Origin of the sequence: Polyangium fumosum, from assembly GCF_005144585.1 — a bacterium.
Lineage (GTDB): Bacteria > Myxococcota_A > Polyangia > Polyangiales > Polyangiaceae > Polyangium > Polyangium fumosum.
Genome location: NZ_SSMQ01000111.1, coordinates 1 through 25,460, shown reverse-complemented (window position 1 = coordinate 25,460; position 25,460 = coordinate 1). Strand labels below are relative to the sequence as shown.

Genomic DNA, 25,460 nt, shown 5'->3' with positions numbered 1-25,460 from the left:
CCCCCCGCGCCCCCCGCACCCGCCGCGCCCGCCGCGCCCGCCGCCGCCGCGAAGACCGCGCCGCCTGTCCCGCCGAAGCCCGTTCGGCCCGCCGAACAACACATCTTCGAGGAGGAGTCGGTCGAGACGGAGATCATCTCCACCGAGGAGCTCGCGCGCGCCGAGGGCGTGAATTTGCCGGCGTGGCTCGCGCAAGGCAGAGCCCGCGGGGGGGCGTCCGCGCGTCCCCCGGCGGCTGCGCCTGCGCCAGCACCCGCGCCCACGTCCGCCGCTGCGCCCGTCCCGCCTCCTGTTTCCGCGACCCACCCCGTCACGGCGCCCCGCGCCCCGACGCAGCCTCCCCGCACGCCGCTGCCTTTCCCGGCTGTGCAGCCGCCTGCGCCCGCGCAGGTCGTCCCTCCGATGCCGCCCGTGCCTGCGATCTCCGCGGCGCCCGCGGTTCCTCCCGCTCCCGCCATCCCCGTCGCGCCGCCTTTCACGCCTCCGCAAGCGACGCCCGTTCCTCCCGCCGAGGTCCCTCGCCGCGAACCTCTCGACGTGACGCCTGCGCCTGCCTCGCCGCGCGAGACCAGCCCCTGGGCGGCCGGCGCGTCGGCGAACGTCATCGGCGCGCCCACGCATACACCCGTCGCGGCGCCCGTCACGACCACGCCCGCCGCCCAGGACGACATGCGCCCGCGTGTCCCGCCGGCGCGCCCCTCGCGCCGGCTCGGCCCCGAGGTCGTGGATCTCCTCTGGTTCGATCCGCAAGGCGTCGCTCGTGTTCGCGCTGCGTTCCCCGCCATCGTGGACGAGCTCGAATTCGAACCGCTCGATCCCAAGCACGACCTGCCCACCGACGATCCGAATGCCTCGCGGGATCGGCACGACACCTTCGGCGTCCTCACGCGCGCCACGCCCACGGACGGACGGGGCATTCAGCGGGCGATGCTCGAATCGATCAGCGAGACGGGCCGCTTCACGCCGCCCGTCGTCATGCTCACGGGCGAGCTCCGTTTTCCCTTCGACGAGGTCGAGCACCTCCAGGCCGCCGTCGCGGCGGTCACGCCCCTCGTGACCGAGGACAACAAGAAACTCAAGGATGCCCTCGAAGCGGCGAACGAGGTGCTGAAGACGCCGCTTCTCCAGGCGCCGTCCAATGTCGAGGCCGTCACGAGCGAGCTGCGCGACGCGCTCCGCCAATCGAAGCGCAGCGTCACGGTGAGCCAGCTCGACGCCCACATCGAGCGCGTGCTCCTGGATCAACGCAAATACCAGAAGCGCATCGTGTTCGGCGACGAGCAGATTCGCGCCCTCTGCGTCCCCGCGGGCGAAAATACGACCGTTCCCGTCTACCTGCCGCAGATCCTGGCGATGAAGCTGCCGCTCATGCTCAAGATGAAGGCGCGCCTGCTCGCCGAGGCCCACGCCCAGCAGGATCAATACGAGTCCCACCCGAATGCGCTGCGCGTCCTCGCGCTCGGGCGCGTGGTATCCATCGACGGCTGGCGATAGGCGCGGTTTGCCTGTCGTGTACAAAAAGGGAACCCGACCGGCTCCCGGGTGCCGGTCGGGTTCGGATTCATCCTCGATGCGTGGGCGAATCGCCCTGGATCACCAGAACCGGCCGGCGCCGCCGCAGAAGCCGCGCCCGTAGCCGCCGCAGCCCCCGTAGTACGGGCCGCGGAGGAAGTGCCGCCCGCCGATTCCGCAGTCGAAGCCGCGCCCGAGGCCGCAGCCGATGCCGCCGATGCCGCCGATGCCGCCGATGCCGCCGATGCCGCCGATGCCGCCGATGCCGCCGACGCCGCCGACGAAGCCGCCGCCGACGACGGCCCCGCCGACGAAGCCTCCGCCGACGAAGCCCCCGCCGCCGCCGCAGGCACCCCAGGCGCAAGCGCCCGTGCTCGAGAGCGCGTCTTCGCTCTCCGCCGTCGTCTCGTCTTCCGCGCTCACAGCGAGCTCTGCGCTGTCATCCGCCTCGTCCGCGAGGGCCAGCTCGGACTCGGGATCCTCGACCTCGGCTGCGCAACCGGTGCCGACGAGCGCCACGGACGCGGACAGACCGAGCAGCGCGAAAAACTTCGAGAACTGATTCATGGTTGGCCTCCCCAATTGTTTCCGTTCGTGGATGGTCGTCTCCGCCACGGCAATCACGGCGAGCCGCGCTCACCGGAGCACATCTGACCACCGCGCTGTCTCTTTGGCCTGGGCGAGCCCTCGTCGAGCGGGGCGGCCACACGCTCGCCGATAAACTTTGGAAGTTCTCACGAGGACGGGAGGAACCGGCCTGCACGGCGAACATCCGTGCCGGGCGGCGCTTCCGGTCGTGCGCGGGCGGTCTCATGGGAAGGGGGCGACGAAGAGGGCGGGGCCTGCCTTCGTTCGTCGAGAGCAGATTCGCCGCGCGCGTGCCGCGCGTGCAAAGGAGGAATGCGCCATGGGACGAACGATTCGCCTCGTCATGCTTGCCGCGCTCGCGGCCGCGCCGCTCCTCGCGGCCTCCCCCGCGGAGGCGCAGCGCCGGGAGCGAAATCCCGTGTTCAGGAACCTCAGCGTCGACATCACGCGCGGGGGGGACCTCGACGTCGATTTTCGTGAGTATGGCCTGGCACGAGGGGCGAACGTCGAGCTTCGCCTCCGCGCCGAGGTCCGCGCCGTGTACCGCTGCGCGACCCGGGCCGGCGTCGTCACGGGGGGCCAGAGCGACCGGCGGATCGTCCGGCAGTACGTCTCCGAGCGGAGCACGCTCCGCGCCGATCGCGAGGGCCGCATCGTCGGCTCGTTCAACCTCGAAGCTCCGCCGGCGGCCTCCTTCTGCAGCCGCGATCGTGTCCCGGTCCTCGTCCGCGTCACGTACGACGACGTCACGCTCCGCGACGTGACGAACAACGTGGCGGTCCGGCTCGAGGGTCGCTACAGCGAGCGCCTCGGCAATCGATACAACCCGTTCGTCGTGTTCGACCGGCGCGACGACGACGGCGACCACGGCGATCGATTCCGCATCGAGTGAGCATCTGCTTCGAGCACGAGCGAGGTTCGAAACGCCGAACGCTCCTGGTAAGCTCGCGCCGGTGACGTCTCCGTCTCTCGAAGCAAGCGGCGCGGCTCAGGCCGCGAGCCCCGCGAAACCTGCCGAACATGCGCGCCTCGACGCGGTCGACGTCCTCCGGGGCCTCGTCATGATCCTGATGGCGATCGACCACGTGCGGGACTTCGTGGGCCCGCCGGTCGACTTTCGCCTCGACGTCACGAAGACCAGCGCGGCGCTGTTCTTCACCCGGTGGATCACGCATTTTTGCGCGCCCGTTTTTGTCCTTTTGGCGGGCACGAGCGCCTACCTCCAGGCCGCGCGGGGCAAGAGCCGGGGCGAGCTCTCGCGCTTCCTCCTCACCCGGGGCGCCTGGCTCGTGCTCCTGGAGATCACGGTGATCCGGCTCGGGTGGACCTTCGATCCGGGCTACCACATCACGCCGCTCCAGGTGATCTGGGCCATCGGCTGGAGCATGATCGCGCTCGCGGGCCTCGTGCACCTGCCCGTGCGCGTGGTGGCGGCGATCGGCGTCGTCATGATCGCCGGGCACAACCTGTTCGACGGCGTCTCGTTCACGGGAGGGAGCGCGCTCGACGTCGTCGGCTCGATCCTCCACGCGTCGCGGCCTTTCGAGCCCGCGCCGGGCCACTACGTGTTCGTCGCGTATCCGCTCGTGCCGTGGATCGGCGTCATGGCCGCGGGATATGGCCTCGGCGCGCTCCTCGAAGCGGCGCCGGGGGAGCGCCGCGCGCGGCTCTACAAGCTCGGCGCGGCGCTCACGCTGGCCTTCGTGATCGTCCGGGGAGCGAACGTGTACGGCGATCCTTCGCCCTGGACCTCGCAGGGCAGCGCCCTCTCCACGGCGCTCTCGTTCCTCAATTGCCGCAAGTACCCGCCGTCGCTCTCGTACCTGCTCATGACGCTCGGGCCCGCGCTCCTCGCGCTCGGCGCGCTCGAGGGGCGCGAATTCCCCGGCAAGAAGGTGCTGCTCGTGTTCGGCCGGGCGCCGCTCTTTTATTACGTCCTCCACCTCTACCTGATCCATGCCTCCGCGGCCGTCGTGCACTACGTGATCCACGGCCCGAAGGTGTTCGACTGGCACGACCCCATGGGGTTGCCCGCGGAGGCCCAGCATGGTTTGCCCTTCGTCTACGGATACACGCTCGCCGTCGTGGCGGCGCTCTACCCGCTCTGCCGCTGGTTCGCGGAGCTCAAGCGAAGGCGGCGGGATCTCGTCTTCCTCAGTTATCTTTGACGTCAAAAGGTGATACGCACGATGCGCTCGCTGGATGGCCTGTTCGAGGCGCTGGATCGACAGATTCCCCGGGAACTCGCGGAGATCGTGGACACGGTCTCGCCCTCCGTGAACAAGCTCGGGTTCGACAAATGGGGCTTCTCCACGGCGACGGCGAAGCGCACGCTTTACGTCGCGGCCTGGTTTTACCGGCACTATTTCCGGGTCGAGGTGCACGGGATCGATCGCGTGCCGCAAGGGAGGGGCCTGCTCATCGGCAACCACTCGTCGCAGCTCGCCTACGACGGCATGATGGTGGCGACGGCGATGATGCTCGACGCGCATCCGCCGCGGGCGGTGAAGGCGATGATCGAGAAGGTCTTCCAGCGCCTGCCGCTCGTGAACGTGTGGCTGACGCGGTCCGGCCAGGTCACGGGCCTGCCCGAGAACTGCGAGCGCCTGCTCGCGGACGACGAGCTCATCATGGTCTTCCCGGAGGGCGCGCGTGGCAGCGGCAAGCTCTGGAAGGATCGGTACAAGCTGCTCGACTTCGGGACGGGCTTCGTGCGCCTCGCGATGAAGACACGCTCTCCCATCACGCCCTTCGCGTTCGTCGGCGGCGAGGAGGCGTGCCCGGCGTTTTTCGACATCAAGCCGCTCGCCCGCGCGTTCAACATCCCGTACTTCCCGATCACGCCGACGGTCCTGCCTTTGCCGCTGCCGGCCCGCTGCTCGATCTGGTTCGGCGAGCCGATGTGGTTCGAGGGCACGGGCAACGAGGAAGACGCCGAGGTGCTGCCCAAAGTAGAGGCCGTGAAGGCGCGGATCGCCGAGCTGCTCGACGAGGGGCGCGCCGCGCGCAAGAGCCTCTACCTCTGACGCGGACGGACCGACGAGCTGCGCGGTTGCAGGTCGGGGCTTGGCATTTGTCCGCGCGATGGTGCACATTGCGCCCGCCATGAAGCCTTTGAACGATGGGGGCTCCGCTCCGACAAGCGGAGCTACGCCCCCAAACCCCCTGCTGATCACCAGCGCGCTCCCTTACGCGAACGGCCACATTCACCTTGGCCACATGCTCGAGTACACGCAGACGGACATCTTCGCGCGGTACCAGCGCATGACCGGGCGCCGCTGTGTCTACATCTGCGCGGACGATACGCACGGCACGTCGATCATGATCCGCGCGCGCAGGGAGGGGCGGCCGGAGGAGGCGGTGATCGCGGACATGAGCGCCGCGCACCAGCGCGACTTCGCCGACTTCATGATCCAGTTCGATCACTACGGCAGCACGAACTCGGCCGCGACACGCCAGACCTGCCACGAGGTCTGGACCTCGATGCATCGGAACGGGCGGGTCGCGAAGCGCGACGTGACGCAGCTCTTCGACCCGCAGGCGGGAACGTTCCTCGCCGACCGGTTCGTCAAGGGCACCTGCCCGCGCTGCGGCGCGCCCGATCAGTACGGCGACAACTGCGACAAGTGCGGCTCGACGTACAGCGCGACCGAGCTCGTCGACCCGAAGAGCACGCTTTCGGGCGCGCGGCCGGAGCTCAAGAGCGCCGAGCACCTGTTCGTGGCGATCGAGCCCGACCACGCCTTCCTCGCCGAATGGACGGCGGCCGAGGGCCGTATGCCGAAGGAGATCGCGAACTACCTCGCGGGGCATTTCCTCGCCGAGCCGCTGCGCGACTGGGACGTCTCGCGCCCCGCGCCCTACTTCGGTTTCGAGATCCCGGACGCGCCGGGGCATTACTGGTACGTCTGGTTCGACGCGCCGATCGGATACATCGGCACGACGCGCGAGTGGTGCGACAAGAACGGCGAGCGCCTGGACGATTGGTGGCGCTCGGACAAGACCGAGATCGTGCACGTCATCGGCAAGGACATCGTCTATTTCCACACGCTGTTCTGGCCCTCGATGCTGAAGAGCGCGGGGTATTCGTTGCCCTCCCGCGTGCAGGTGCACGGCTTCTTGACGGTGAACGGCGAGAAGATGTCGAAGACGAAGGGCACGTTCGTCATGGCACGGACGTACCTCGACCACCTCGACCCTTCGTATCTCCGTTATTACTACGCGAGCAAGCTCGGCGCGCGCGTGGAGGACTTCGATCTCAACGTCGACGAGTTCGTCCAGAAGGTGAACGCGGAGCTCGTGAACAAGATCGTGAACCTCGCGAGCCGCTCGTCCCGCTTCGTGGCGAAGACGGGTCTGTCCGCGAGTTACCCGGACGACGGCGGGCTCTTCGAGGCGGCGGCGAAGGCGGGCGCGGAGATCGGCGAGGCGTACGCGGCGTTCGATTTCGCGCGGGCGATCCGGATCCTCGTGGGCCTCGCGGACCGGGCGAACGAATACGTGGATCGGGTGGCGCCGTGGGCGCTCGCCAAGCAGGCGGGCAAGGAGCAGGACGTGCAGAATGCGTGCACGGTGGCGCTGAACCTGTACCGGCAGATCGTGCTGTACCTGGCGCCGGTGCTGCCGAAGCTCGCGGCGGAGTCGGGCGTGCTCCTGAATTGCCCGATGGATCGGTTCGACCTCGCGCAGAAGCCGCTCGTGGGCACGCCCGTGGCGCCGTACCAGCATTTGATGAAGCGAATGGAGGTGGAGGCCGTGCACAAGATGATCGAAGCGAGCCGCGCGGGGGACCCGGGCGAGGCGCCGAAGGCCGCAGCGGCCCCGGAGGCGGGCGCGGCGGAGGCGGGCGCGACGAAGTACGAGGATGCGGGTGACGCGCTCGCGAAGGAGCCGCTCGCGCCGCAGTGTTCGATCGACGATTTCACGAAGGTCGACATGCGCGTGGCGCGGATCATCGCGGCCGAGGGCGTGCCGGGGGCGAAGAAGCTGCTCAAGCTCACGGTCTCGCTCGGCGGCGACACGACGCGGCAGGTGTTCGCGGGGATCAAGGCGTATTACGATCCGAAGGACCTCGTCGGCCGGCTCGTGATCGTGTGCGCGAACCTGGCGCCGCGGCAGATGAAGTTCGGGATGAGCGAGGGAATGGTGCTCGCGGCGGGCGACGGGGAGAGCGTGTTCGTCCTGTCGGCCGATAGCGGGGCGAAACCCGGGATGCGGGTGCATTGAGGGGCCCTGGGGGCGGCGCGGAGACGCGCTGGCCCCCTCATTCCCTCGCCGGCCAGCTCCCCCTGAGCGCCTCCCCGAGCGCCTTCGCCTCACCCACCTCGTATACGTAAACGCCGAGCTCCCACGTGAGCACCTGCGCGGGCCGGTCCTGCGTATCGCCCGCTTCGATCGGGATCACGTGCACGTGGTGGTGCGGGAACGAATTGACCCGCGTCGTCGCCGCGCCGAGGGCCGCCACGAAGGTCCGACGCGGCGCGAGGACGCGTTCGAGCGCGCGCGTCGCCTCCCACGCGAGCTTTTGCACCTCTGCATATTCGTCCCACGACAAAGCCGCGATCGACTCCACGTGACGCCGCAGCACCACGAGCACGTGTCCGCGCCGCGCCGCGAATCGATCGAGCACGGCCAAGGCGCGTGGGCTCTCGGCGAGCCGCTCCGTGTCTGCGGGAAAACCGCGGGCGAGCGCGCACATCACGCAGCCCTCGAACGACGCGGGCAACCGGTGCCGCTCTGCCTCGACGCGCGCGAGGGCCTCGGTTTTTTCGATCCGGGGCATGGCCGCTTCAATACGTCCCGTACCGCCGGACGATCCGCGGCGGCGGCGACGGCTTCCGCGCCGAGGGGGGCGGGAACGTTGCGGTGGGCGTGTGCATGAGGGGCGGGCCTTTTTGCGATTCCTCGTATTCCTCGACCCGGACGGCGACCGTGTTCAGCCGATCGGCCTCCGGCTCGTACACGCCAAAAGGAAAGGCGAGTGATGCTTCATAGACGCCGAGCAGCGTCGGCACCGGCGCGGTGAGCGGAAACGTCTCTGTCACCACGTGCACGTTCCACCGGGTGCCGGTGAACCGCCGCTCCGGCGGGTGCAAAAAGAGGTGCCGGGCGAGCGCACGGAGCGCCGCCGCGCTGTCGAGCAGCTCCTTCCGGATCTCGGGCGTCCGGAGCGACCACGATTCGATCATCGATTCGTTGCAGAGCACGTACTCGCGATACCCGACGCGCTCTTCCGGGCCCGCGAGCGACGCGGCATACCCCGTCTTGGGCGTGTCGTGCACGAAATACACGGCCGCGATGCGCTCGGGGTGGGCGAGCGCGTCGGCGATCGGCACCGGTTTGCCCGCGAGATCCCGTACGTCGAGGGCCTTCTTCGAGGTCATGAGCACGGCGATCCACGCCTCGGGCTTCAGCGTGACACGCAGGAGCTGGTCGCCGTAGGACTCGCCGCCGAGGCCATACGTCGTCGCCCAGGGCGCGGTCCAGGCGTACCGCGCGCGGGCAAACGGCGTCGTGCGGAGCATTTGCGCGAGCGGATCCTTGGCGAGGGCGCGGGCGTGGAGCATTTGATCGAAATACGACGCGCCGTGCTCCGGGGATTCGGCGCGCGTGAGGAGCACGGGGGCTTTTTCGAGCGCAGCGATCTGCTCGCGCGTGGTCCACGTAAAGAGCACCCGGCGCGCGATCGAGCCGTCCGTGACCGCGTACGGCATGAATTTCTGGAGGATCTCCTCTTCGCCCTGGTTCAGGCCGGTCGACGCCGCGACGGACGGCGCGGGGGCGGCCGTGGGCGACGCCGGCGCGACGGTCTCCGTGGGCGTGGACGAGGCGGGCGGCGTGGGCGCGGGCGCGGGGCTGCAGGCGAGCTCGGAGAGCGCGATCGAGAGCCACGCGCCCTTTTCCAGCGTGGCCTTGGCCCTCCGGCGGTACCCCACGCGCCCGTCGTGTCGTCCCATGGCAGGCGAAGATATCAGGTTCGAACGTGCTTCGCGCCCCTTCCGTGAGGCCGCGCCTTTGCCCGTCGAGGTGCACGCGCGGGGCCCCTGGAAGAGGGCCGCTATCGCTTCAGCCGCCCCAGGGCGTACGAAATGCCCTCTCGGACGGTGCTGAGCGTCATGACGGTGCTCAGATCGGCTTGCAGGTCCACGAGCGTCTTGGCGATGCCCGGCTGGATCCCCGTCAGGATCGCCTGCGCGCCCAGCAAACTGACGGCGCGGGCGGCCTGAATGATCGCATTCGTGACCTCGTTATCCATCACCTGCACGCCGGTGATGTCGAGGATGGTCATCCTCGCCTGATACTTCGTGACGCCATCGAGCAAGGCCTCGAGCACCGCCTGGGCGCGGACATTGTCGATCGTGCCCACGAGCGGCATCACGAGGACGTGCTTGGCGACCGGGATGAGCGGGGTCGACAGCTCGCGCAGCGCCCTTTTTTGCGCGTCGATGATCTCCTGCTTGAGCGCCAGCCGCTCCCGTTCGCTCTCCCAGCGTTCGGTGATGTCGTGCAAGAAGCCGAAGAGATGGTCGAACGAACCGTCGGGGCGGTACACACCTTGAATGAGAATGTTCCCATACATGGTGCTGCCGTCCTTGCGCACGAAGCGCTTGTCGAGGCTATATCGTTGAATCTCGCCCCGGACGAGCTTGTTGAACAGATCCATGTCGAGCGAGACGTCCTCGGGGTGCGTGAGGGCGACCCAATTCGTGGCCGTGATCTCCTCGGGTGAATAGCCGAGCTGTTCGCACAACCGCTGATTGAACTCGACCCAACCGGTCTCGAGGGACGTCACGGTCATGCCGATCTGCGCAAAGTCGAAATACCGGCGATACCGCAGCGCGTCCGCTCGGGCCGATTTGATTTCCTGGGCCTGAACCTCGACCTGCTTCTCTAAATCTGCAATGCGTAGACGCAACAGATCGACATCCTCGTCGAGGGGAACCGATTGTTGGGCGGGTTGCGATTTCATGCGTACGATTCTGCCTTCCTTCGCGCGACGAGCAGCAGGATGAGCTGGGGGCGGGGAGCTCGATGCAGAGAAGAAATGTCGCCTGAGACGCCAGAGCACGTCAAGCGTCGCCGCATGAGATTCTGGTTCTTATGCCCTGACGTCCGCAGCATAGAGGCAGTCCGATACGTGGCGATACCAGGCGTGGGGATCGCTACCGAATGCAACGGCCTTCATGGTTTTGGTCGAGATCCTGAGCGACCGCCGCCGCTTCGAACCCACCATCGCAAGCGCGCGGACCAACCTGCGGCACGGAATACATCGTGTTGCGCCCCCGAGGGGACGCGCGTGTATCGTAGCCCCCGAGGGATTTCGTGGTGACGACGTGAGCGTCATGAAGATGGCGCACGCGAGGCCACGGAGTGCCGTAGCGGCGTCACCATCGTCGTCTCGGGGGTGCGTGAGGTTCGTGGCGGGGCGTGAGGGGGGAGGAAATGGCTCCACCCCTCGAATCCCATGGCGGCCGGCGGGGGCAGGCGAGCGTCTACTTGAGCGGAGGCGGCTCGTACACGCGTTTCACGTCCGCGCCGCCCGCGAACGCGTACGATCCCGCGCTCCCGTATCCGTACGCAATGATGCCGAACGGTTTGTCCCCGGAGAGGCGGTGCACGCCGGGCTGCAACGGGCATTTGCGGGAATGGTACGTCTTGCCCTCGACCATGCCCGCGGGCTCGATCTGGCAAAGGTTCGTCGTGGCGCCATCGAGCATGATCTCCGAGCCGACCTCGGCCGCGACCACGACCCAGTTCTGCGTCCACGAGGACGGCGTCGGAATCACGTATTCGGTGCGGAACTGCTCGATCGGCGGGAAGACGGTGAGCGAAGGATCGCCGATCGCCGGGCCGTCGACGTATCCATTCGAAACCTGAATCTGCCCCACCATGACCGGCTTCGTCGCGCCGACCACGAAATTGTCCTGGGCCCAGGTCGTCTTCACCTCGCCTGCCTGGAGCACGAATGAATCGAAGGGCGGGGGCAGGTTCGTCGTGACCGTCGCGTCCTCGGCGACGCCGAGGAATCGAATGACGTCGGGCTCGCGAAAGCCTGACGTGGAGCGCACGGGGCTCCTCGTGATCACGTACCGCGAGCCGATCGATTCCACGGGGAACATCTGCTCTTCGAGGTGATCGAGGCAGCAGGTATTGTCGCTCGACCAGCCGCCGTAGGTCGGGACCTCGAGGACGCCGCCGGGCGCGCTCGTGGTCTCGACACCCGAAAAGACCGCGACCGGGAGCGTGGACGTGACGATGGTGGACGAGAGATCGGCCGCCGTCTTGGGGTCGTCCTGGAACGTGGCGTCGTCGGTCTCCAGGTTCAAGACGTCGAAGGGATTCAGCGTGACCTTGATCTCGCCGCCGGGCTGCGTCGCTGCGATGGGCGGGTTGCCCTTGATGCGCCAGCTCGGCTTGACCGTGACCAGGGTGTTCGGCTTGGTGCCGACCACGGTCACGTACGAGCGATCGATGATCTTCCCGATGCCCGGGAAATCGAGCGGGATCGGGTGCCCGGCGGGCCAATTGATGATGCGGTAGATCTTGCCGAGCCCGGGCGTGGGCAGGAGGAGCGAAGCGTCGTTCGAGTAGGCATTCTCGAAGACGTTGAACTGATACACGACGATCGGCGTGGACGAGGTGATGCGGAACGCGTTCGAGGACAAACACGTCCCGGGGGAGAGGTAATCGTTCGGCTTGACCCCGCAATCGAGCTCGCGCGTGGGCAGCTTCGCCGTGAAGAGCGCGCCGGGCTGCACGTCGACCGCGAGCACGAGCTTCGGCGTCGCGGGCATTCCGAGCGGCGCGTCGTTCAGCTCGATCACGACCTTCGCCACGGCCTCGCCCGTATTCGAAAGGACGACGCCCCAGGGCGCGCTCGCCGGATCGTTCAAGCCGTCCTGTTGATCGAGATCCACGGCCCAGAACTCGCAGCCCACGTTGGAGGGCTGATCCGCGGCGACGTCGCAGGCGCCGGTGCACGCCCCATTGGAGCAGCCGAACCCCGCGGTGGCGTCGCAGACCTCGACGACCTCCGTCGCCGTCTGACCGTCCTCCGCGCAGCGGCGGACCTCGTTCCCGACGCACGTGAGGGCGCCGGGCTGGCATTCGACGCAGCCCACCTTCGGCGCGCACACGCCGCTCGGACACGTGACCGGCGTGCCGGGCGTACCGTCGGGATTGCAGGGCGTGAAGACGGCGCCGAAGCATTGGCCGCAGCCTTCGCCGCCGCCGCCGGCCCCGGCGGTGCCGCCGCCGCTGCTCGTGGACGTGTGATCACCGCTGGCCGAGCAAGCGAAGGGGATCACGAAACATGGGAGGAGAAAGAGAGCTAGCAGAGTGCGCATGCGCCGGAGAATGCCACGGTTTTGCGCGGTTGCGATCGCCCTCTCGCGCGCCTGCCGTGGAATTACGGCGCCGTACGTTCGAGCGCGCAGAGGAGCCCGATCTCCAGCCGATGGCCCGATGCGTCGATCCCCGCGGCGAGGAGCGCATGATCGTAGCCCGCCTCGACCGCGTCCGCGGCGCGCGTGAGGAGCGCCGCGCGCGGGGGCAGGGCGTCGGTGCGGCCCTCGAACGCATCGCGGCAATCGTCGGCCGAGCATGAATGAAAGGCCCGGCAGCGCAGCGGACGCGCCTCGTGGACGGAGCAGTACCCACGTTCGTCGAGCAGCGCGCACGGGATCCGCGCGGCCCAGCGCTCCTCGTCGGAGAGCGGCTCGACGCGCGCCACGTGCCGGGCGAGCCGCTCCTTCAGGGCTTCGAGCGCCTCCGGGGCGAGCGAACGGCGGAGCCACGCGGCGACGGCGAGGATCTCGGGCAGGGTCGCGTGCGCGTGCACGTGGCAGCAATACGAGCAGCCGGCCGAGCAGGCTGGGGCGCGTGCGGCCGTGCCGCAGGCGCGTGTGGTCTCCCGCTCCATCGCCGCGTGGGCCGCGAGGGCCAGCGATTCGAGGCTGCCCTCGCCGAGGAGGCTCTCGACGTCCCGCGCGACGCGCGCGCGGATCGCCTCGTCTCTTTGCTGGAGGACACGGAGGGCACGCACGGCCCGAGGATTGCGCCTCGGGCCGCGTGGGTCAACCGCGCATCGCTTGCTTCACTTCACTTCGGCGGTATCGACCCGGAACGTCGTGATCGCCGAGCTATCGTTCGTCGTGCGGAACTGGACGCGGACGGTCTGGCCGCCGTAGCCCGTGAGCGAGAGGCTCTTCTGCGCGTAGGCGCCGGCCGTCCCCTTGTTCAGGTTGCTGTAGGTCGCGAGCGTCTTCAGCAGCGTGCCGGAGGTGCTCCGGAGCTCGACGAAGAGCTGATCGTATTGCGTCGTCGTCGTGGTCTCGGCCGTCGTCACGTTCAGGTAGAACGTGAGCGTCGGCGAGGCGCCCGTAGGAATCGTGATCGGCTGGTACATCGAGCCCGAGACGCTGACGGCATTGCCGAAGTACGGGTACCCGGTGCCCGATTGCGGGTAATTGCCGTTGTTCGTGTACAGCGCGCCCGTCCCGCTCAGCACCCAGGGGCTCACGCTGCTCTCGAACGTGCCGTTCGTGAGCAGGTTCGTCCCGCTGCCGCCGCCGCCGCCGCTGCTCGTGCCGGGGCATTCGCCGACGCCGACCGCGCACCAGGCCGATTGCGTCGACGTATATTGCGCGCTCGATCCGCCGAAGAGCGCGCTCGCCGCGCTCAGGGTGGCCTGGCGGGCGCCTGCGAAGTTCGTGCTCGCGGTCATGTAATCGGCGAGAGCCTTGTACCAGATCTTGCCCGCGTCGTCGGCGCCGATGCCCGTGACCGCGACGCCGCTCAGGTGGTGCGTGCCGCCCTTCGCGAGCAGGTAAAATGCGTGGTTCGGGATGCCCGAGTTGATGTGGACGCCGCCGTTGTCGCTCGTGCCCGTGTACCGCTCGCTGTAATGGTCGGGGTCGTCGTTCGACGTGTAGCCGCCATTGCTCGCGTCGTGGGGGTCATCCATGTAGCGGAGCGCGTCGCCCGAGGTGCCCGGCGTGTAGCAATCCTCGCCGATCTTCCAGGTGTCCGTGCTCTCGCCGTAGACGTACCGCTCGACGAGCGCGCCGAAGACGTCCGACCACGACTCGTTCAGCGCGCCGGATTCGTTCTGGTAGGTGAGGTTTGCCTCGTACTGGGTCACGCCGTGCGTCATTTCGTGCGCGGCGATGTCGAGCGAGACGAGTGGCGCGAACGTGGAGCCGTCCCCGTCGCCGTACGTCATCTTGGTCCCGTCCCAGAATGCGTTGTTGTAGGCCGTGCTGTACCGGACGATGGAGCTGATGAGCCCGGCGCCGCCGTTCGCCGCGGCGTACGCCGTCGGGCCGCCCGCGCCGTCGATTCCATTGCGGCCGTGGACGGTCTTGAAGTAGTCGTAGACCATCGACGCGCCGAAATGGGCGTCGACCACGACCCGCTGATCGCTGCCGTTCCAGACGTCGTCCGTGTCGGCGATACGATACACGGTGCTCGTGCCATTGGCGTAGGTGAACGTGCCGACCTTGCGGGTGAGGTCCTCGGGGTAATACTTGCTCGCCGAGACGCTCGTGCCGATGGTCACCGTGCCGCTGTAGAGCGAGGTGCCCTGCGCGGTCTGGAGGTTGTCGTAGCGGTGGATCTCCCCGCCGCTGTGCGCGTCGATGAAGATCACCGGCATCGCCGTGTCGCGGGTGCTATCGATGCGGCGCAGCTTTACGCGATAAGCGAGGTGATCCTCTCCCGCGTGGCGCATCACGAGCAGATCGACCTCGGGCGCCGCGGTGATGCACGATTCGCAGACGTATCGATCGAGCGCGGCGCGGATCGCCTGCTTTTCGCTCAACGTGGGCGTCGCCGAGAGCCCGCGGCGGATGTGCTTGACGAAGCCATCCGTGACGTCGCTCAGATTCCCATGGCGATCGAGGTGCACGATCGCCTCGCCCTCGAAGACGGGCACGCCCTTGAATGTTTGCTGCATTCGCGTGTGGGCGAGCGAGAGCTCGTCGATCCGCACGCGCTTGACGGCGATGTCTTCCGCGCTCTCGAGGCCGAGCGCCTCCACGTTGACCGCAATGTGCGCGCGGCTGATGGCCTCGGCCAGCGTGCGTTGGTCGGCGTCGCCGGCCGGCGTGAAGACGGGTTTGCCGCCTTGCGCCGCGGCCTCCTCCATACCTTCGGCGGGGAGGTTCTCCTCCGGCATCTCGGAGACCGCGCAACCGGCAGCCAGCACGAGCGAGAGGCCCCCCAGGGTTTTCCCGAAACGACGAACGCCAAGCACGGAGATCGGTTGCTTCTTCGACATGACCCTTCTTTCGCAAACAGGTGGAGGTTTTCCGTAAGCCGAAAGTATGGAGAAGCGATGCATGGGAAATCCAACCCTCTCCCTGTCAAGCGACAAGCAGCAGGCGATTCCACGCCAAGGGAGCCTCGCTTCCAGTGACCCAAGAAACTTTCAGCGGTCTGCGAACGTAGGATGCACGAGGGGGATGACGCGTGGCGACATCCACAAGGAGTGCTTTCCACGTTGTCGCGGGTCGTTGTAAGATTTTTTGATCGGACATCGGGAGCGTGACGTGAACAAGCGATCCTTCACCTGTCTGTTGATGCTTCTCTCTTCTCTCGCCGCATGCGGGAGCGAGCCAAATCCTTCTCCCGGCGCGGGCGGCGCGGGGGGCGCCGGCGGGGCCGGCGGAATGGGCGGTGCCGGGGGCACCGGTGGAATGGGCGGTACCGGAGGTACGGGCGGCGCGGGCGGAATGGGTGGGAGTGGCGGCGGCGCGGGCGGAATGGGCGGCGCCGGGGGCATGGGCGGTGCCGGCGGAATGGGCGGTGCCGGCGGAATGGGGGGCGGCGGGAGCGATGCAAAGGTGGTCGTCGGCGTGATCAATGCGCCCAACGAGCTCTTCGTGCAGGCGGCGTCGGTGCACGTCGTGGCGAAGGTGGACGGCGCCGTGGTCCGGGACGAGATGTGGGGCACGGGCGTGCCGGCGCCGCTTGTCTTGCCCAAGGAGATCCCGATCGAGGGCCTCGCGGACGACGCGCTCGTCGAGGTCTCGCTGGAGACCGACGTCGACGGCACCGGAATGAACGTGCGACAGCGCCTCGCCAGCACGCGCGCCCGGGCGGGCAAGACGCCTTTGCTCCGCGTCACGCTGAGCGGAAACAATTGCGGCGGCGGGTGTGGTCAGGGCCTGACGTGCAACTGGGGCCGTTGCCTCGACCCCTATCTCGCGCCGGAGGTGCTCGAGGCCTACACGTCCGATTGGGCGAAATATAGCTGGTGCAAGCCGAAGGGGGCGGGCGCGCCGACGCTGGCGCTCGGGCAGGGCGACGAGACCTTCAGCCCGCTCGCGGATCAGGACACGTTGCAGGTATGGTCCGGCGATCAAGGGGGGCACCACATTTTCGCGTCGCTCCGCACGCGAGGGTTGAAGCAAACCGCGGTCGTGAAGCTCACGGCGACGCTCACCGATACGGGCGAGGTCCTCGGGCCTTCGCAATCGGTGCGTGTTTTTCCGGACAGGCCGGCGCAGGGGTTCTGCGAGGCGAAGGGGATCCTCTTCCAGATCGACACGAAGCTCGACATCGAGGTGCTGATCAATCGGCAGGTGAACCTGAAAGCCGAGGTCTCGGATGCCGATGGGGCGGCCGTCACGGAGCAGAAGACGGTGGTGATTGGTGTGCCTTGACGAACGGGCAGGGGATACGTTTTCAGCGGAGGAGCGGAGGACTTGGTGATGAAGCGGAGCAAGCTTGCGATTTTGGCGGCCCTTGGGCTCGTGCTCACGGGGTGTGACGATGGGGGCTCGGGGACCACGGCGGGAACAGGCGGATCCGCCGGGACCGGTGGAATGGGCGGGGCCGGCGGAATGGGTGGGGACGGAGGGACGGGCGGCATCGGGGGGCAAGGCGGCGCTGGGGGAATGGGTGGCGCTGGGGGAATGGGCGGCGCGGGCGGCGCCGGAGGCATGGGCGCGGGCGGCGCTGGGGGAATGGGCGGCGCTGGGGGTATGGGCGGCGCTGGCGGCGTTGGGGGAATGGGCGGCGCTGGGGGTATGGGCGGCGCCGGAGGCATGGGCGGCGCGGGCGGCGGGGGCTCGATGGGCCTGCAATTCGTCTTCGACAGCTCGTATCCCGCGGCGGTCGGCGCGGGCAATGCGGCCGTCCGCTCGGGCGACATGAACGGCGACGGAAAGCTCGACCTCGTCGTCGCGAATCCCGCCGGTGGCTTCCTCGGCGTCCTGCGCGGCGCAGGCGACGGCTCGTTTCAGGAGGTGCACCGGACGCAGTTTGCCGCCATCGGGGCGAACCACGCGCTCGCCGACATGAACGGCGACATGAAGCTCGACGTCGTCGTCACGGTCAGCGGCCAGGGCTCCTCCACGGGGGTCTTCGTCCTTTTGAACCAGGGCGATGGTTCGCTCCTCGCGCCCCAGCAATACACGGGCAGCACCTCGACGATGGGCGTCTTCGCCGCGAAGGACCTCGATTCGGACGGCGACGTGGATCTCGTCGTTTCGCGCGGGACCAACGGCATCGACGTGTTCACGAATGCGGGCGACGGCACGATCTCGCTTTCGGCGACGTACACGGTGAGCGGCTCCCATTCCATGTTCGGCCTCGCCCTGGGAGACATCGACGGCGACGGCGTCGACGACGTGGTGACGACCAGCACGGCGAGCGGCAACGTCATCTGGGTTTTCAAGGGAATGGCCGGCGGCACGTTCGCGGCCGGGGCGACACACCCGGCGCAGCGCTCGGAGTCGATCGCGCTCGCGGACGTCTCCGGTGACGGCAAGCTCGACGTGGTGGTGGGCCCGCGGCAATCCTTCACCGCCGGATATGGCGTCCTCGTGAACAACGGCGACGGGACGTTCGCGCCCCTCGTGAAATCCGCGGCGTCGGAATATGGTGACCTCGCAGGGGTCCTCGACATCGACGGCGACGGCAAGCTCGACCTGCTCACGACGTATCGCTTCGGAGGCGTGCATTACCTGAAAAACCTGGGCGCGGGGGCCTTCGACGAGCCGGTCGAGATCGAAGCGGGGCGCGGGCCACGGGCGCTCACCACGGGGGACGTCGACGGGGACGGGCACACGGACCTCATCGCCGGCAACGACGGCCCCGGGATCTCGACCGTGCGGCGCGACGGAATGGGCGGCTTGCTCCCCCCGATCGGCGCGGCCTACGGCGTCGGCGCACGCAGATCGGTCGCCGCCGATTTCGACGGCGACGGGCACAAGGACATCGTGTTCAGCCATGCCGCGGCGGTCGACACGATACTACGAGGAAAGCCCGGGGGCGGGTTCGAATTCGTGGGCTCGCACGACGTCCTCGAGGCGCCGATCGGCCTCTTCGCGTTCCCGGCGGACGCGAATCCGAGCCCGGACCTCGTCGCCGTGCTGCCGGGCGTGACCGATGAGGGGTACGTGGTCCAGGCCTTCCCGAGTACGGGCGGTGTTTCGTTTGGCCCGTCCATTCCTTCCTTCGCTGGGTACTTCGGCGCCGGGAGCACGGACGTCGGCGACACGGACGGCGATGGGGATCTCGACGTCCTCGTGGTGGCCGACACGAACAACGGCGGCGTCTCGCTCCTGAACAACGGCGATGGCACGTTCTCGGACGCGGAGTTTCTCTACACCGACGGCGTGGCGATCGCCGATTACGACGAAGATGGGAAGCTCGATTTTGCTGGCGCGGGCGACTTCGTGGTCTTCGTGAAGCTCGGCAAGGGGGATGGGACGTTCGCGAATGCCAAGGAGTACCTGCTCGTCGACGACATCATCAACGACATGGCGGCGGGCGACGTGAACGGCGACGGGCACGCGGATTTCGTGGCGACGTTCGCGCAAGGGGACGGCGTCGTGCTGATGCTCGGCGTCGGCGACGGCACGTTCATTGGCTCGACATTCATGCTGGGCCTCGGGATCGCGCAGAACCCGGTGCTCGACGATCTCGACGGGGACGGCGACGAGGATCTCGTGCTCCTCGCAGGCGGACGGGTGAACGTGCTCCTCTGGGACGGCGATTACTTCACCGCCGGGCCGACGATCGACGCCGTTTCGCGCCCGACGTCCGTCTCGGTGTCGGACGTGACGGAGGATGGCCGGCCCGACCTGCTCGTCACGTCGAATGCCACGAACTCGCTCGTGATCCTTCGGAACACGAACTGAATTTTCGTCCCCACCGGGCCCGGGAGCTTTGCTAGGATCGTCCCGGCCGATGTCCGCGAAGTCCGAAAAGCTCCCCTTCCTCGCCTACCACACCAGCACCGGAGAGCCGCCCGAGCTCGTCCCGGGGCCCATCCAGCGCGAATGGATGAACGACACGCGGGACGCGTTCGCGAACCGCTGCCTGCCGCTCCTCATCGCGAACCAGGCCGGCTGGCTCGTCCTCTCGCCGCACACGGTGCGGGCCATATGGGACGGGACGGCCTCCCTGAAGAGCGTGTGCATCGAGAACATCGAGGGCCCCGAGCCGTACCTGGCCATGAGCCATTTCGGGCACGGGATCCTCACGTTCTCCATTCCGTTCTTGTTCCGCACGCCGCCCGGGTACAACCTGCTCGTCCGGGGGCCGGCGAACATGCCGAAGGACGGCGCGGCTCCGCTCGACGGGATCGTCGAGACGGACTGGAGCACGGCGACGTTCACGATGAACTGGCAGCTCACGCGGGCGCAACACCCGGTGACCTGGAAGCGAGGCGAGCCGATTGCGATGATCGTGCCGATGCGCCGGGGCGAGCTCGAATCCTTCGAGCCGGAGCTGCGCGGCCTCTACGACGATCCGGAGGTCGCGAAGGCGTACCTCGAATGGCGGAACAGCCGCACGCAATTCATCAAGGAGCTTCCCGTCGAGGGCTCGAGCGCAAACCAGGCGGCCTGGCAGAAAGACTACGTGCACGGCCGCGCGCCGGACGGGACCGTGGCGAAGGACCACCAGCGCAAGCTCGCGCTGAAGGCGTGGCGGAAGGGGAAGAAGCCGTGATCAAGCGGCTCGCGGACGCGATCGTGCGCGGCTTCGGGTTCCGCGCGGGCGCGGCGCTGTTCGAGGAGGCCGTGGAGAAGGTCGAAGAAGCGACGCGGGAGCCGACGGCGAAGGAGCGCGAGGCCGCGGCGAAGGAAGCGCAAAAGCGCGCGCTCGCCGAGGAGAAGGCGCGCGCGGCCGCAGCGAAGCAGGCCGAGAAGGACCGGAAGAAGGCCGCGGCGGAGATCGACGCGGAGCTCGAGGCGCTGAAGAAGAAGGTCGGGAAGACGTAGCGGGCGGGGCAGGAGGCGGGAAGCCAAAGCGGCATGCTTCTATCGGTCCAAGGCCGATGAGGTCGTCCGCGTTCGCCGCTCGTGCGGGTCTCCTCGCCCTCCTCGTCGTCGTGGGCTCGATGCTGGCGGCATGTGCCGCTGCGCCGCCGCCGGAGCCGGAGAACTCGCGGCGTGATCGCGTTTTCGGTCGCCGAGCCGCGCGCGCCGATGATTGCGCGGGCGATCGAGCCGAAGTCCACGAGTGGCCGTGCGCGAACAATGGAAGCTCCGCGAGGGAGGGGGTTTGTCCGTCGAGATCGGGGAGCGCTGTCGTGACGGGAGCCTCTTGCTCGTCGAAGCGCGGAGGCCGGGGGGCGTGGAAGGTCGTGATGCGCTCTTGCTCCTGGATCGCCGATATCGGAAGAGCCTTGGGCCCATTGTTTCGAAAAGCGCTCGTTGCGTTGACGAGGCAGGCAAAAATTGCAGCGGCGCGGAGCGAATGGGTGTACCAGGAACATCCATGTCCTCCTCCTATGTGCAGCGCCTCGTGAGTGTATCGATTTCAGTCGCGACGTTCACGTCCGGGTTCTCCTCGGCGAACGCCGAGGCTCCGCCTTCACCAGCGCCCGCGCCGGTCGCACAAACCGCGCCCGCGCCTCCACCGCAGGACGCATCGAGCGAGTCCATGGACGTCCCGGCGGAGAGCCGCCTGTTCACGAACTTTTTCATTGGAGGGGGCGCTGGCGCGTCGTACGGCGTGGGCCCTGGTTTGACCGGGATGACTGCAATCTCGGGGGGCATTCGGCGATCGCCGTTTGTCTTCGTGTTCGAGACGCAGATCCTCTGGGGTGGATGGCGGAAGCCCGCGGAGGTCACGCAGGTCGAGTGGAACGGCCTGATCGTACCATTCGCGCTTTGCTACGAGCGCAGCGGGTGGATGGGCTGCGGCGTGTACGCTTCCGCGCGGCTCAAAGCGAAGGGTTTTCGAGGGGATCGGGAGGCCACGAGCACGCTGACCTACCCAGCCGAGAACCAGAGCTGGTTTTCGACCGCCGGGGTACGTGCTGGCTACGAGCTACGGCTGACCACGAGCATCTACGTGCGCGCGTACGTCGACGTGCTGAAGACGCTCTCCATGCCAAACTTGCACGGGGGCGGCGCGCCCCTCTGGCAGGTGAGCCCACTCGTCGGGAGCGTGGGTCTCCACCTATTCTACACGCTCGGCTACGACCACGGACGCAAGCCGATCTTCAATTGACCGGGAGGCGCGTGCCTCGGCGCGCGCCTCAGCTCGTGGCCAGGGCACAGCAAACCGTGGCGGGTTTGTCAAGGGACAAGGTGCCCACGACATCACCGCCGCTTGGAGCGCAGGTGCCCTTTGTGTAGGCGATGAGCTCCGCCGACTTTCCTGCGAGCGCGACGCCCGGCATGTAGTCGTAGCAAGGGGGGATCATCCCGGCGTAGATGTCGATCGCTGCGTTTTCCGCCGTGCACGCAGCGCCGGCAAACGTGTGCCACTTGACTTGACAAACCCCTCCCGTCGGCGGATCGCACGTGCAGGCGGAGCACGTCCGGTCATCGTCGATGACAGCATAAAGGAGGTGTCGATCCTCCCAGCCCTCGGGGCAGAGGTGCTCGCCCTCGCGGAAGATGCAAGCGGCGTAACCTTCGGCGAGAGGTCCACAGACCTTCCCGGGCTGCGTCACGCAGGTCGGCCACGGCTGGTCACTCTTGCAGACGCGGCCGAGGGGCGTCTCTGGCCCACCGGGCCAATACTTGGGGGGCGGGGGCAGGGGATCCCCACTCGTGTGGGGCTCGCACGGCTGCTCCTCGATCACGGGGGGGTCGAGCGTCATCGAACGGACGCAGGGAGAACCACCACAAAGCACATCGAGGGGAAAAGATTTGTCCTGGTTGCAGGAGCCATCCCAGTTTGTCGGCGGATCGAAGTTTGTCTTGACACCGCCCCCAGGATCGGAGCAGGGCGCGGAGCTGATCGTCCACGTCGCCGGAGGCTTGCACGTCCCCTCGGGCGTGTCGCACGAGCATGCGCCGCACGTGGGCGGTGGCGGCGCGGGCGTGCCCTCGAACGCGAGGATCGGCGTGTCCTCGGGACAATCCGGCGGATCGCTCCAGTCCGAGAAGAAGGCGACGGACAACCAGTCGTCGTCCGGCGGCTTCGAGACGCATGCGCCGCCGTCGCAGAGGGACGACATGCCGCCGCCGCCATCCGCACCACCATCATCCGTACCGCCATCCGGGGCGGGTGCGTTCGGGCAACCCGCAGGGATGGGCTTGGGGCCGTTGGGACAATCCTCCGGCAAAGGACAGGGGCAGCAGGCGGGATCGAGAACCTGCTTCCCGTCGTGCATGCAGTTGCTACCGATGAAAATGTCACCTCCCTGGCACCCTCCGATCGCGGCCGCGAGGATGAATGGGACAAAAACGAGACAAACAAGACATTTGCCGAGACGAACCATGTCCCGACCTTAAAGGTTGTCGTGACGGAACGCAAGTCCGAAGACAAACCAGAGCGTGCGTGGACAAACACCGCCGGAGGGAGGGATGGGAAGCGGGCGCGTCGCGGAGGGCTCGTTCAGCTCGCGCCCATCTCCGCCTTGATCCGCGCGATCTCCTGCGCCGCCTCGGCGGCTCGTCTCTCGGCGGCCGCGAGGTTGGCTTGTTTGTCGGCGAGTTCCGCCTCTTGCTTGGCCAAGAGCCGCTTCGCCTCCTTCTCCTTCATCGCTTCGAGCAGGGCCTTCTGCCGCTCCAGTTTTGCTTCGAGGCGGGTGATGGACTGGGAAAGCTCCGTGATCGTCGGGGTCCTCGAGCCGCCGCTCGACAGGAAGAACCGGTCGGCAAAGTCGCTCGGCACCCTGCCTTCGAGGCTCCCGTGCACGAGCTCGCCGATCTTGCCGCCGGTCAGCTTGCGGAGCGCATTGATGTCGTTGACCAGCGCCGTGCGGGCGCCGGCGACAAAAACGTCCATTTGCTGCTCGGCGACAGACGTCTTGGTGATCGCCTCGTCGGCCCTGGAAATGGCGGGGGCGAGCTTGCTGGCAAGGGTCGCGAGCGCGGGCACCCCGGCGGCGCCGAGGGGGCCCACCCAGGCGCGCATCGTTTCGAGCTGGGCGCCGAGCAGCGGGCGTTTGAGCTCGCTCGGGCTCTGTCCCGCGAAGAGCTGGCGATAAAGCGGCGCCGAGTAATCTTGCCCGAACGCCGCGAGCACGGCCTTTTTCGTCTCGTCGACGAGGAGGTTGAGCCCATCGTCGGCCGCCACGACGAGCGCCTTGGCGCGGGCGATCTGGTCGCGCAGGGCGTCTTCCTCGGCCTTGCGTTGCCGCAGCGCGGCCCGGAGCGCCGCGAACGGGTCGGCCAGGGGCGCGGTGTCGGGGTACGCTTGGAGGTTGGTTTCCGTGTGGCGCAGCTCGTCGTCGATGTCTTCGAAGGACTCGTCAATCGCGATGGTTCGGGGTTCTGCCATGGGAGAGGACGCTACAGGTCGGCCGGGGAGGGTGTAAAGGGTACATGTGGGAAAGCGGACTGTGGGTGGGAGGGGTCGGGGAGCAGCATCGGGCCACGCAGACGAGCAAGGGGAGGGGTCGCGGCGAGGTTCAGGGCTGGGCATGGGCGGCGCGGAGGGGTCGCGGCGGGATTTCGCGTCGCAGAGGCGTCGGGGGAGGGGGCCTCGCACGGAGATTTCGCGGGAGAGACGACGGGGGGGAGGGGTCGCGGCGGAGAATCGCGGCGCGGATGTTTGGCGGGGAGGGGTCGCGGCGGAGGACCCGGGCGGCAGCTCTTCGGTGACGAGGTTTCCCCGAGAAGCGCTCCGGCGGCTCGACCTCCCTGGGGGCTGCGGGGCTTTCGCGTTTGTGAAGAAGCCTCCGGTCGGGTGGGGGGCGCTGGTACCGTCTGCGTGGGAGGTCCCATGCGACGTTGTGCGTTCACCTCGTTCGTACTGCCCTTGGCCCTTCTTTTCTGCGCCTCGGCCGTGCATGCGGTGGAGTTCCGCGTCTGCGTCAAGCCGCCGGATGTCCCGCCCGGCCTGACCCAATGGGCCTATGAGCAGGGTTCGGCGACGGTGTGGACCACGCGCAGCCGGGTGGAGTTCGCGCGGAAGGTCGAGGGGCGCGCCACCTATATTTTTGACCCTCATGCCCCGCCAGAGAGCGTGCGCATTTTACCCATCCCGTACAACACGCTGAAATGCCCGCCGCCGCCGCCGAAACCGGCCCCGGCGAAGGAGCCGCCCAAAGAGGCGAAGAAAGCCGAGGATGGGAGCACGAGCAAAGGGGGCGGCAAGAGCGGCGGCGACGAGGCACGCAAAAGCGGCGGCGAAGAAGACAGCGTCGAGAGGCGCGTCGAGAAGCATCTCGTCCGCAGCCAAAGGAGGCCCCGCCGCCTCCGCGTGCTTCGGCACCGGCGCAGCGGCAAGATCCCGTTTTGCCGCGACAAGGTGTTTTGTCGAGCGAGCCGATCCTCCCGCAGCGAGAGGCGAAGTGGGCGGACAAGGAGCACGGGCTCGTGGATCGAGGCGGCGCGCTCCCCCAGCTCGTGGACACGGAAGACCGCAAGCCGTTGAACGTCACGTCGTGCGAGCAGACGAAGGAGGGCTGCCCGGCGCGGAAGCAGAAGACGCGGGCCGGGGCGATCCTGGAGCAGGTGGTGATCGCGGGGGCGATCTTCAACCTGCAAATGAACGAGGATCTCCATCGGCCCGACGGGAAGGAATACGGAATCGTCGGTGGGATGAACGCCGACGGGCCGAACGACCCGCGGCTCCAGGCGGCGGCCGCGGCCGTGATGTTCTCGCCGGTCGCGATGGCGCTGGGAAACAAGTTCATGAAGGCGGCGGCCGAGGCGAGCAAGGCGGGGGAGAAGCTTGTCCTCAAGGACGTGAGTGAGCTGTCCGAGGAGGCAGCAGAGTACCTGGCGAAGGAGTATGGAGAGGAGCTGACGCAGGCGCTCGCGGAGGCGGGCGTGGTCGGGCCGTTTCGGGTGATGCAGAAGTTCACGCTGGGGTATGAGCGGAAGTGTCGAGTAGCCCCGGTCGACTGCCCCGGGGCCCTCACCAGATCCGGACAAGGAGATTTCCACCATCCGGCTCTTCCGCTGCTGAGTCTTGCAGGCTACCGCCCCCATATT

20 protein-coding genes and 1 pseudogene are annotated in these 25,460 nt (G+C 67.9%); 12 read left to right on the top strand and 9 right to left on the bottom strand.

Annotated elements, in window-relative coordinates; genetic code table 11:
- A pseudogene (locus tag E8A74_RS53595) lies at positions 1-1,494 on the top strand (hypothetical protein); the annotation flags it as partial.
- 99 nt (positions 1,495-1,593) lie between these two features.
- Here E8A74_RS53595 and E8A74_RS53590 read toward each other — a convergent pair.
- Complete coding sequence (locus E8A74_RS53590; protein WP_170229955.1) at positions 1,594-2,079, bottom strand: hypothetical protein; 486 nt, start codon at positions 2,077-2,079, stop codon at positions 1,594-1,596.
- A 340-nt stretch (positions 2,080-2,419) separates the two neighbouring features.
- On the opposite strand from E8A74_RS53590, the gene E8A74_RS48640 reads away from it, so the two are divergent.
- From E8A74_RS48640 to metG, 4 genes are all read left to right on the top strand, one after another.
- Positions 2,420-2,992 carry a hypothetical protein gene (locus E8A74_RS48640; RefSeq protein WP_136936027.1) on the top strand — a complete coding sequence of 191 codons (573 nt, stop codon included), beginning with the start codon at positions 2,420-2,422 and terminating at the stop codon, positions 2,990-2,992.
- A gap of 61 nt (positions 2,993-3,053) precedes the next feature.
- Complete coding sequence (locus E8A74_RS48635; protein WP_211365631.1) at positions 3,054-4,268, top strand: acetyltransferase domain-containing protein; 1,215 nt, start codon at positions 3,054-3,056, stop codon at positions 4,266-4,268.
- Positions 4,269-4,289: 21 nt separating this feature from the next.
- On the top strand, positions 4,290-5,126 hold the full coding sequence (locus E8A74_RS48630) for a lysophospholipid acyltransferase family protein (protein WP_136936026.1): 837 nt from the start codon (positions 4,290-4,292) through the stop codon (positions 5,124-5,126).
- A 79-nt stretch (positions 5,127-5,205) separates the two neighbouring features.
- Positions 5,206-7,326 carry a methionine--tRNA ligase gene (metG, locus tag E8A74_RS48625; protein ID WP_136936025.1) on the top strand — a complete coding sequence of 707 codons (2,121 nt, stop codon included), beginning with the start codon at positions 5,206-5,208 and terminating at the stop codon, positions 7,324-7,326.
- Between the two features lie 37 nt (positions 7,327-7,363).
- On the opposite strand, the gene E8A74_RS48620 is transcribed toward metG, so the two are convergent.
- The 6 genes from E8A74_RS48620 to E8A74_RS48595 all read right to left on the bottom strand — a co-directional run bounded on the left by E8A74_RS48620 (position 7,364) and on the right by E8A74_RS48595 (position 15,379).
- Entirely contained in the window at positions 7,364-7,882 is a 519-nt protein-coding gene (locus E8A74_RS48620; protein WP_136936024.1) for an HIT family protein, read from the bottom strand.
- Positions 7,883-7,889: 7 nt separating this feature from the next.
- Complete coding sequence (locus E8A74_RS53585) at positions 7,890-9,056, bottom strand: hypothetical protein (protein WP_170229954.1); 1,167 nt, start codon at positions 9,054-9,056, stop codon at positions 7,890-7,892.
- 101 nt (positions 9,057-9,157) lie between these two features.
- On the bottom strand, positions 9,158-10,069 hold the full coding sequence (locus E8A74_RS48610; RefSeq protein ID WP_136936023.1) for a PAS domain S-box protein: 912 nt from the start codon (positions 10,067-10,069) through the stop codon (positions 9,158-9,160).
- Positions 10,070-10,592: 523 nt separating this feature from the next.
- Positions 10,593-12,446, bottom strand: coding sequence for an IgGFc-binding protein (locus E8A74_RS48605; RefSeq protein ID WP_136936022.1), 1,854 nt, complete (start codon positions 12,444-12,446; stop codon positions 10,593-10,595).
- A gap of 62 nt (positions 12,447-12,508) precedes the next feature.
- Positions 12,509-13,144 carry a YkgJ family cysteine cluster protein gene (locus E8A74_RS48600; RefSeq protein WP_136936021.1) on the bottom strand — a complete coding sequence of 212 codons (636 nt, stop codon included), beginning with the start codon at positions 13,142-13,144 and terminating at the stop codon, positions 12,509-12,511.
- A 51-nt stretch (positions 13,145-13,195) separates the two neighbouring features.
- Positions 13,196-15,379 (bottom strand): M4 family metallopeptidase, encoded by a 2,184-nt coding sequence (locus E8A74_RS48595; protein ID WP_136936020.1) that lies wholly within the window; start codon positions 15,377-15,379, stop codon positions 13,196-13,198.
- A gap of 301 nt (positions 15,380-15,680) precedes the next feature.
- Here E8A74_RS48595 and E8A74_RS54420 point away from each other — a divergent pair, with 301 nt between their 5' ends.
- The 5 genes from E8A74_RS54420 to E8A74_RS48570 all read left to right on the top strand — a co-directional run bounded on the left by E8A74_RS54420 (position 15,681) and on the right by E8A74_RS48570 (position 21,573).
- A complete protein-coding gene (locus tag E8A74_RS54420; protein WP_211365630.1) occupies positions 15,681-16,766 on the top strand; it encodes a hypothetical protein in 1,086 nt (361 codons plus the stop codon).
- Between the two features lie 48 nt (positions 16,767-16,814).
- Positions 16,815-19,250, top strand: coding sequence for an FG-GAP repeat domain-containing protein (locus tag E8A74_RS48585; protein WP_136936019.1), 2,436 nt, complete (start codon positions 16,815-16,817; stop codon positions 19,248-19,250).
- Positions 19,251-19,299: 49 nt separating this feature from the next.
- Positions 19,300-20,064, top strand: a complete 765-nt coding sequence (locus tag E8A74_RS48580; RefSeq protein WP_136936018.1) for a DUF6065 family protein — start codon at positions 19,300-19,302, stop codon at positions 20,062-20,064.
- Complete coding sequence (locus E8A74_RS48575) at positions 20,061-20,336, top strand: hypothetical protein (protein ID WP_136936017.1); 276 nt, start codon at positions 20,061-20,063, stop codon at positions 20,334-20,336. Before E8A74_RS48580 ends, E8A74_RS48575 begins: the two co-directional genes overlap by 4 nt.
- Before the next feature lie 499 nt (positions 20,337-20,835).
- Positions 20,836-21,573, top strand: a complete 738-nt coding sequence (locus tag E8A74_RS48570) for a hypothetical protein (protein ID WP_136936016.1) — start codon at positions 20,836-20,838, stop codon at positions 21,571-21,573.
- A gap of 28 nt (positions 21,574-21,601) precedes the next feature.
- On the opposite strand, the gene E8A74_RS48565 is transcribed toward E8A74_RS48570, so the two are convergent.
- Both E8A74_RS48565 and E8A74_RS48560 read right to left on the bottom strand, forming a co-directional pair.
- The gene (locus tag E8A74_RS48565; RefSeq protein WP_136936015.1) at positions 21,602-22,531 is read right to left on the bottom strand and encodes a hypothetical protein; all 930 of its coding nucleotides are present in this window, start codon (positions 22,529-22,531) and stop codon (positions 21,602-21,604) included.
- Positions 22,532-22,911: 380 nt separating this feature from the next.
- Positions 22,912-23,799 (bottom strand): hypothetical protein, encoded by an 888-nt coding sequence (locus E8A74_RS48560; RefSeq protein ID WP_136936014.1) that lies wholly within the window; start codon positions 23,797-23,799, stop codon positions 22,912-22,914.
- Positions 23,800-24,279: 480 nt separating this feature from the next.
- On the opposite strand from E8A74_RS48560, the gene E8A74_RS48555 reads away from it, so the two are divergent.
- Positions 24,280-24,897: a hypothetical protein gene (locus tag E8A74_RS48555; RefSeq protein WP_170229953.1), complete on the top strand. Its 618-nt coding sequence runs from the start codon at positions 24,280-24,282 to the stop codon at positions 24,895-24,897.
- Positions 24,840-25,460, top strand: a 621-nt coding sequence (locus tag E8A74_RS48550) for a hypothetical protein (RefSeq protein WP_136936012.1), incomplete at its 3' end; no start/stop codon positions are given. The genes E8A74_RS48555 and E8A74_RS48550, both read left to right, overlap by 58 nt.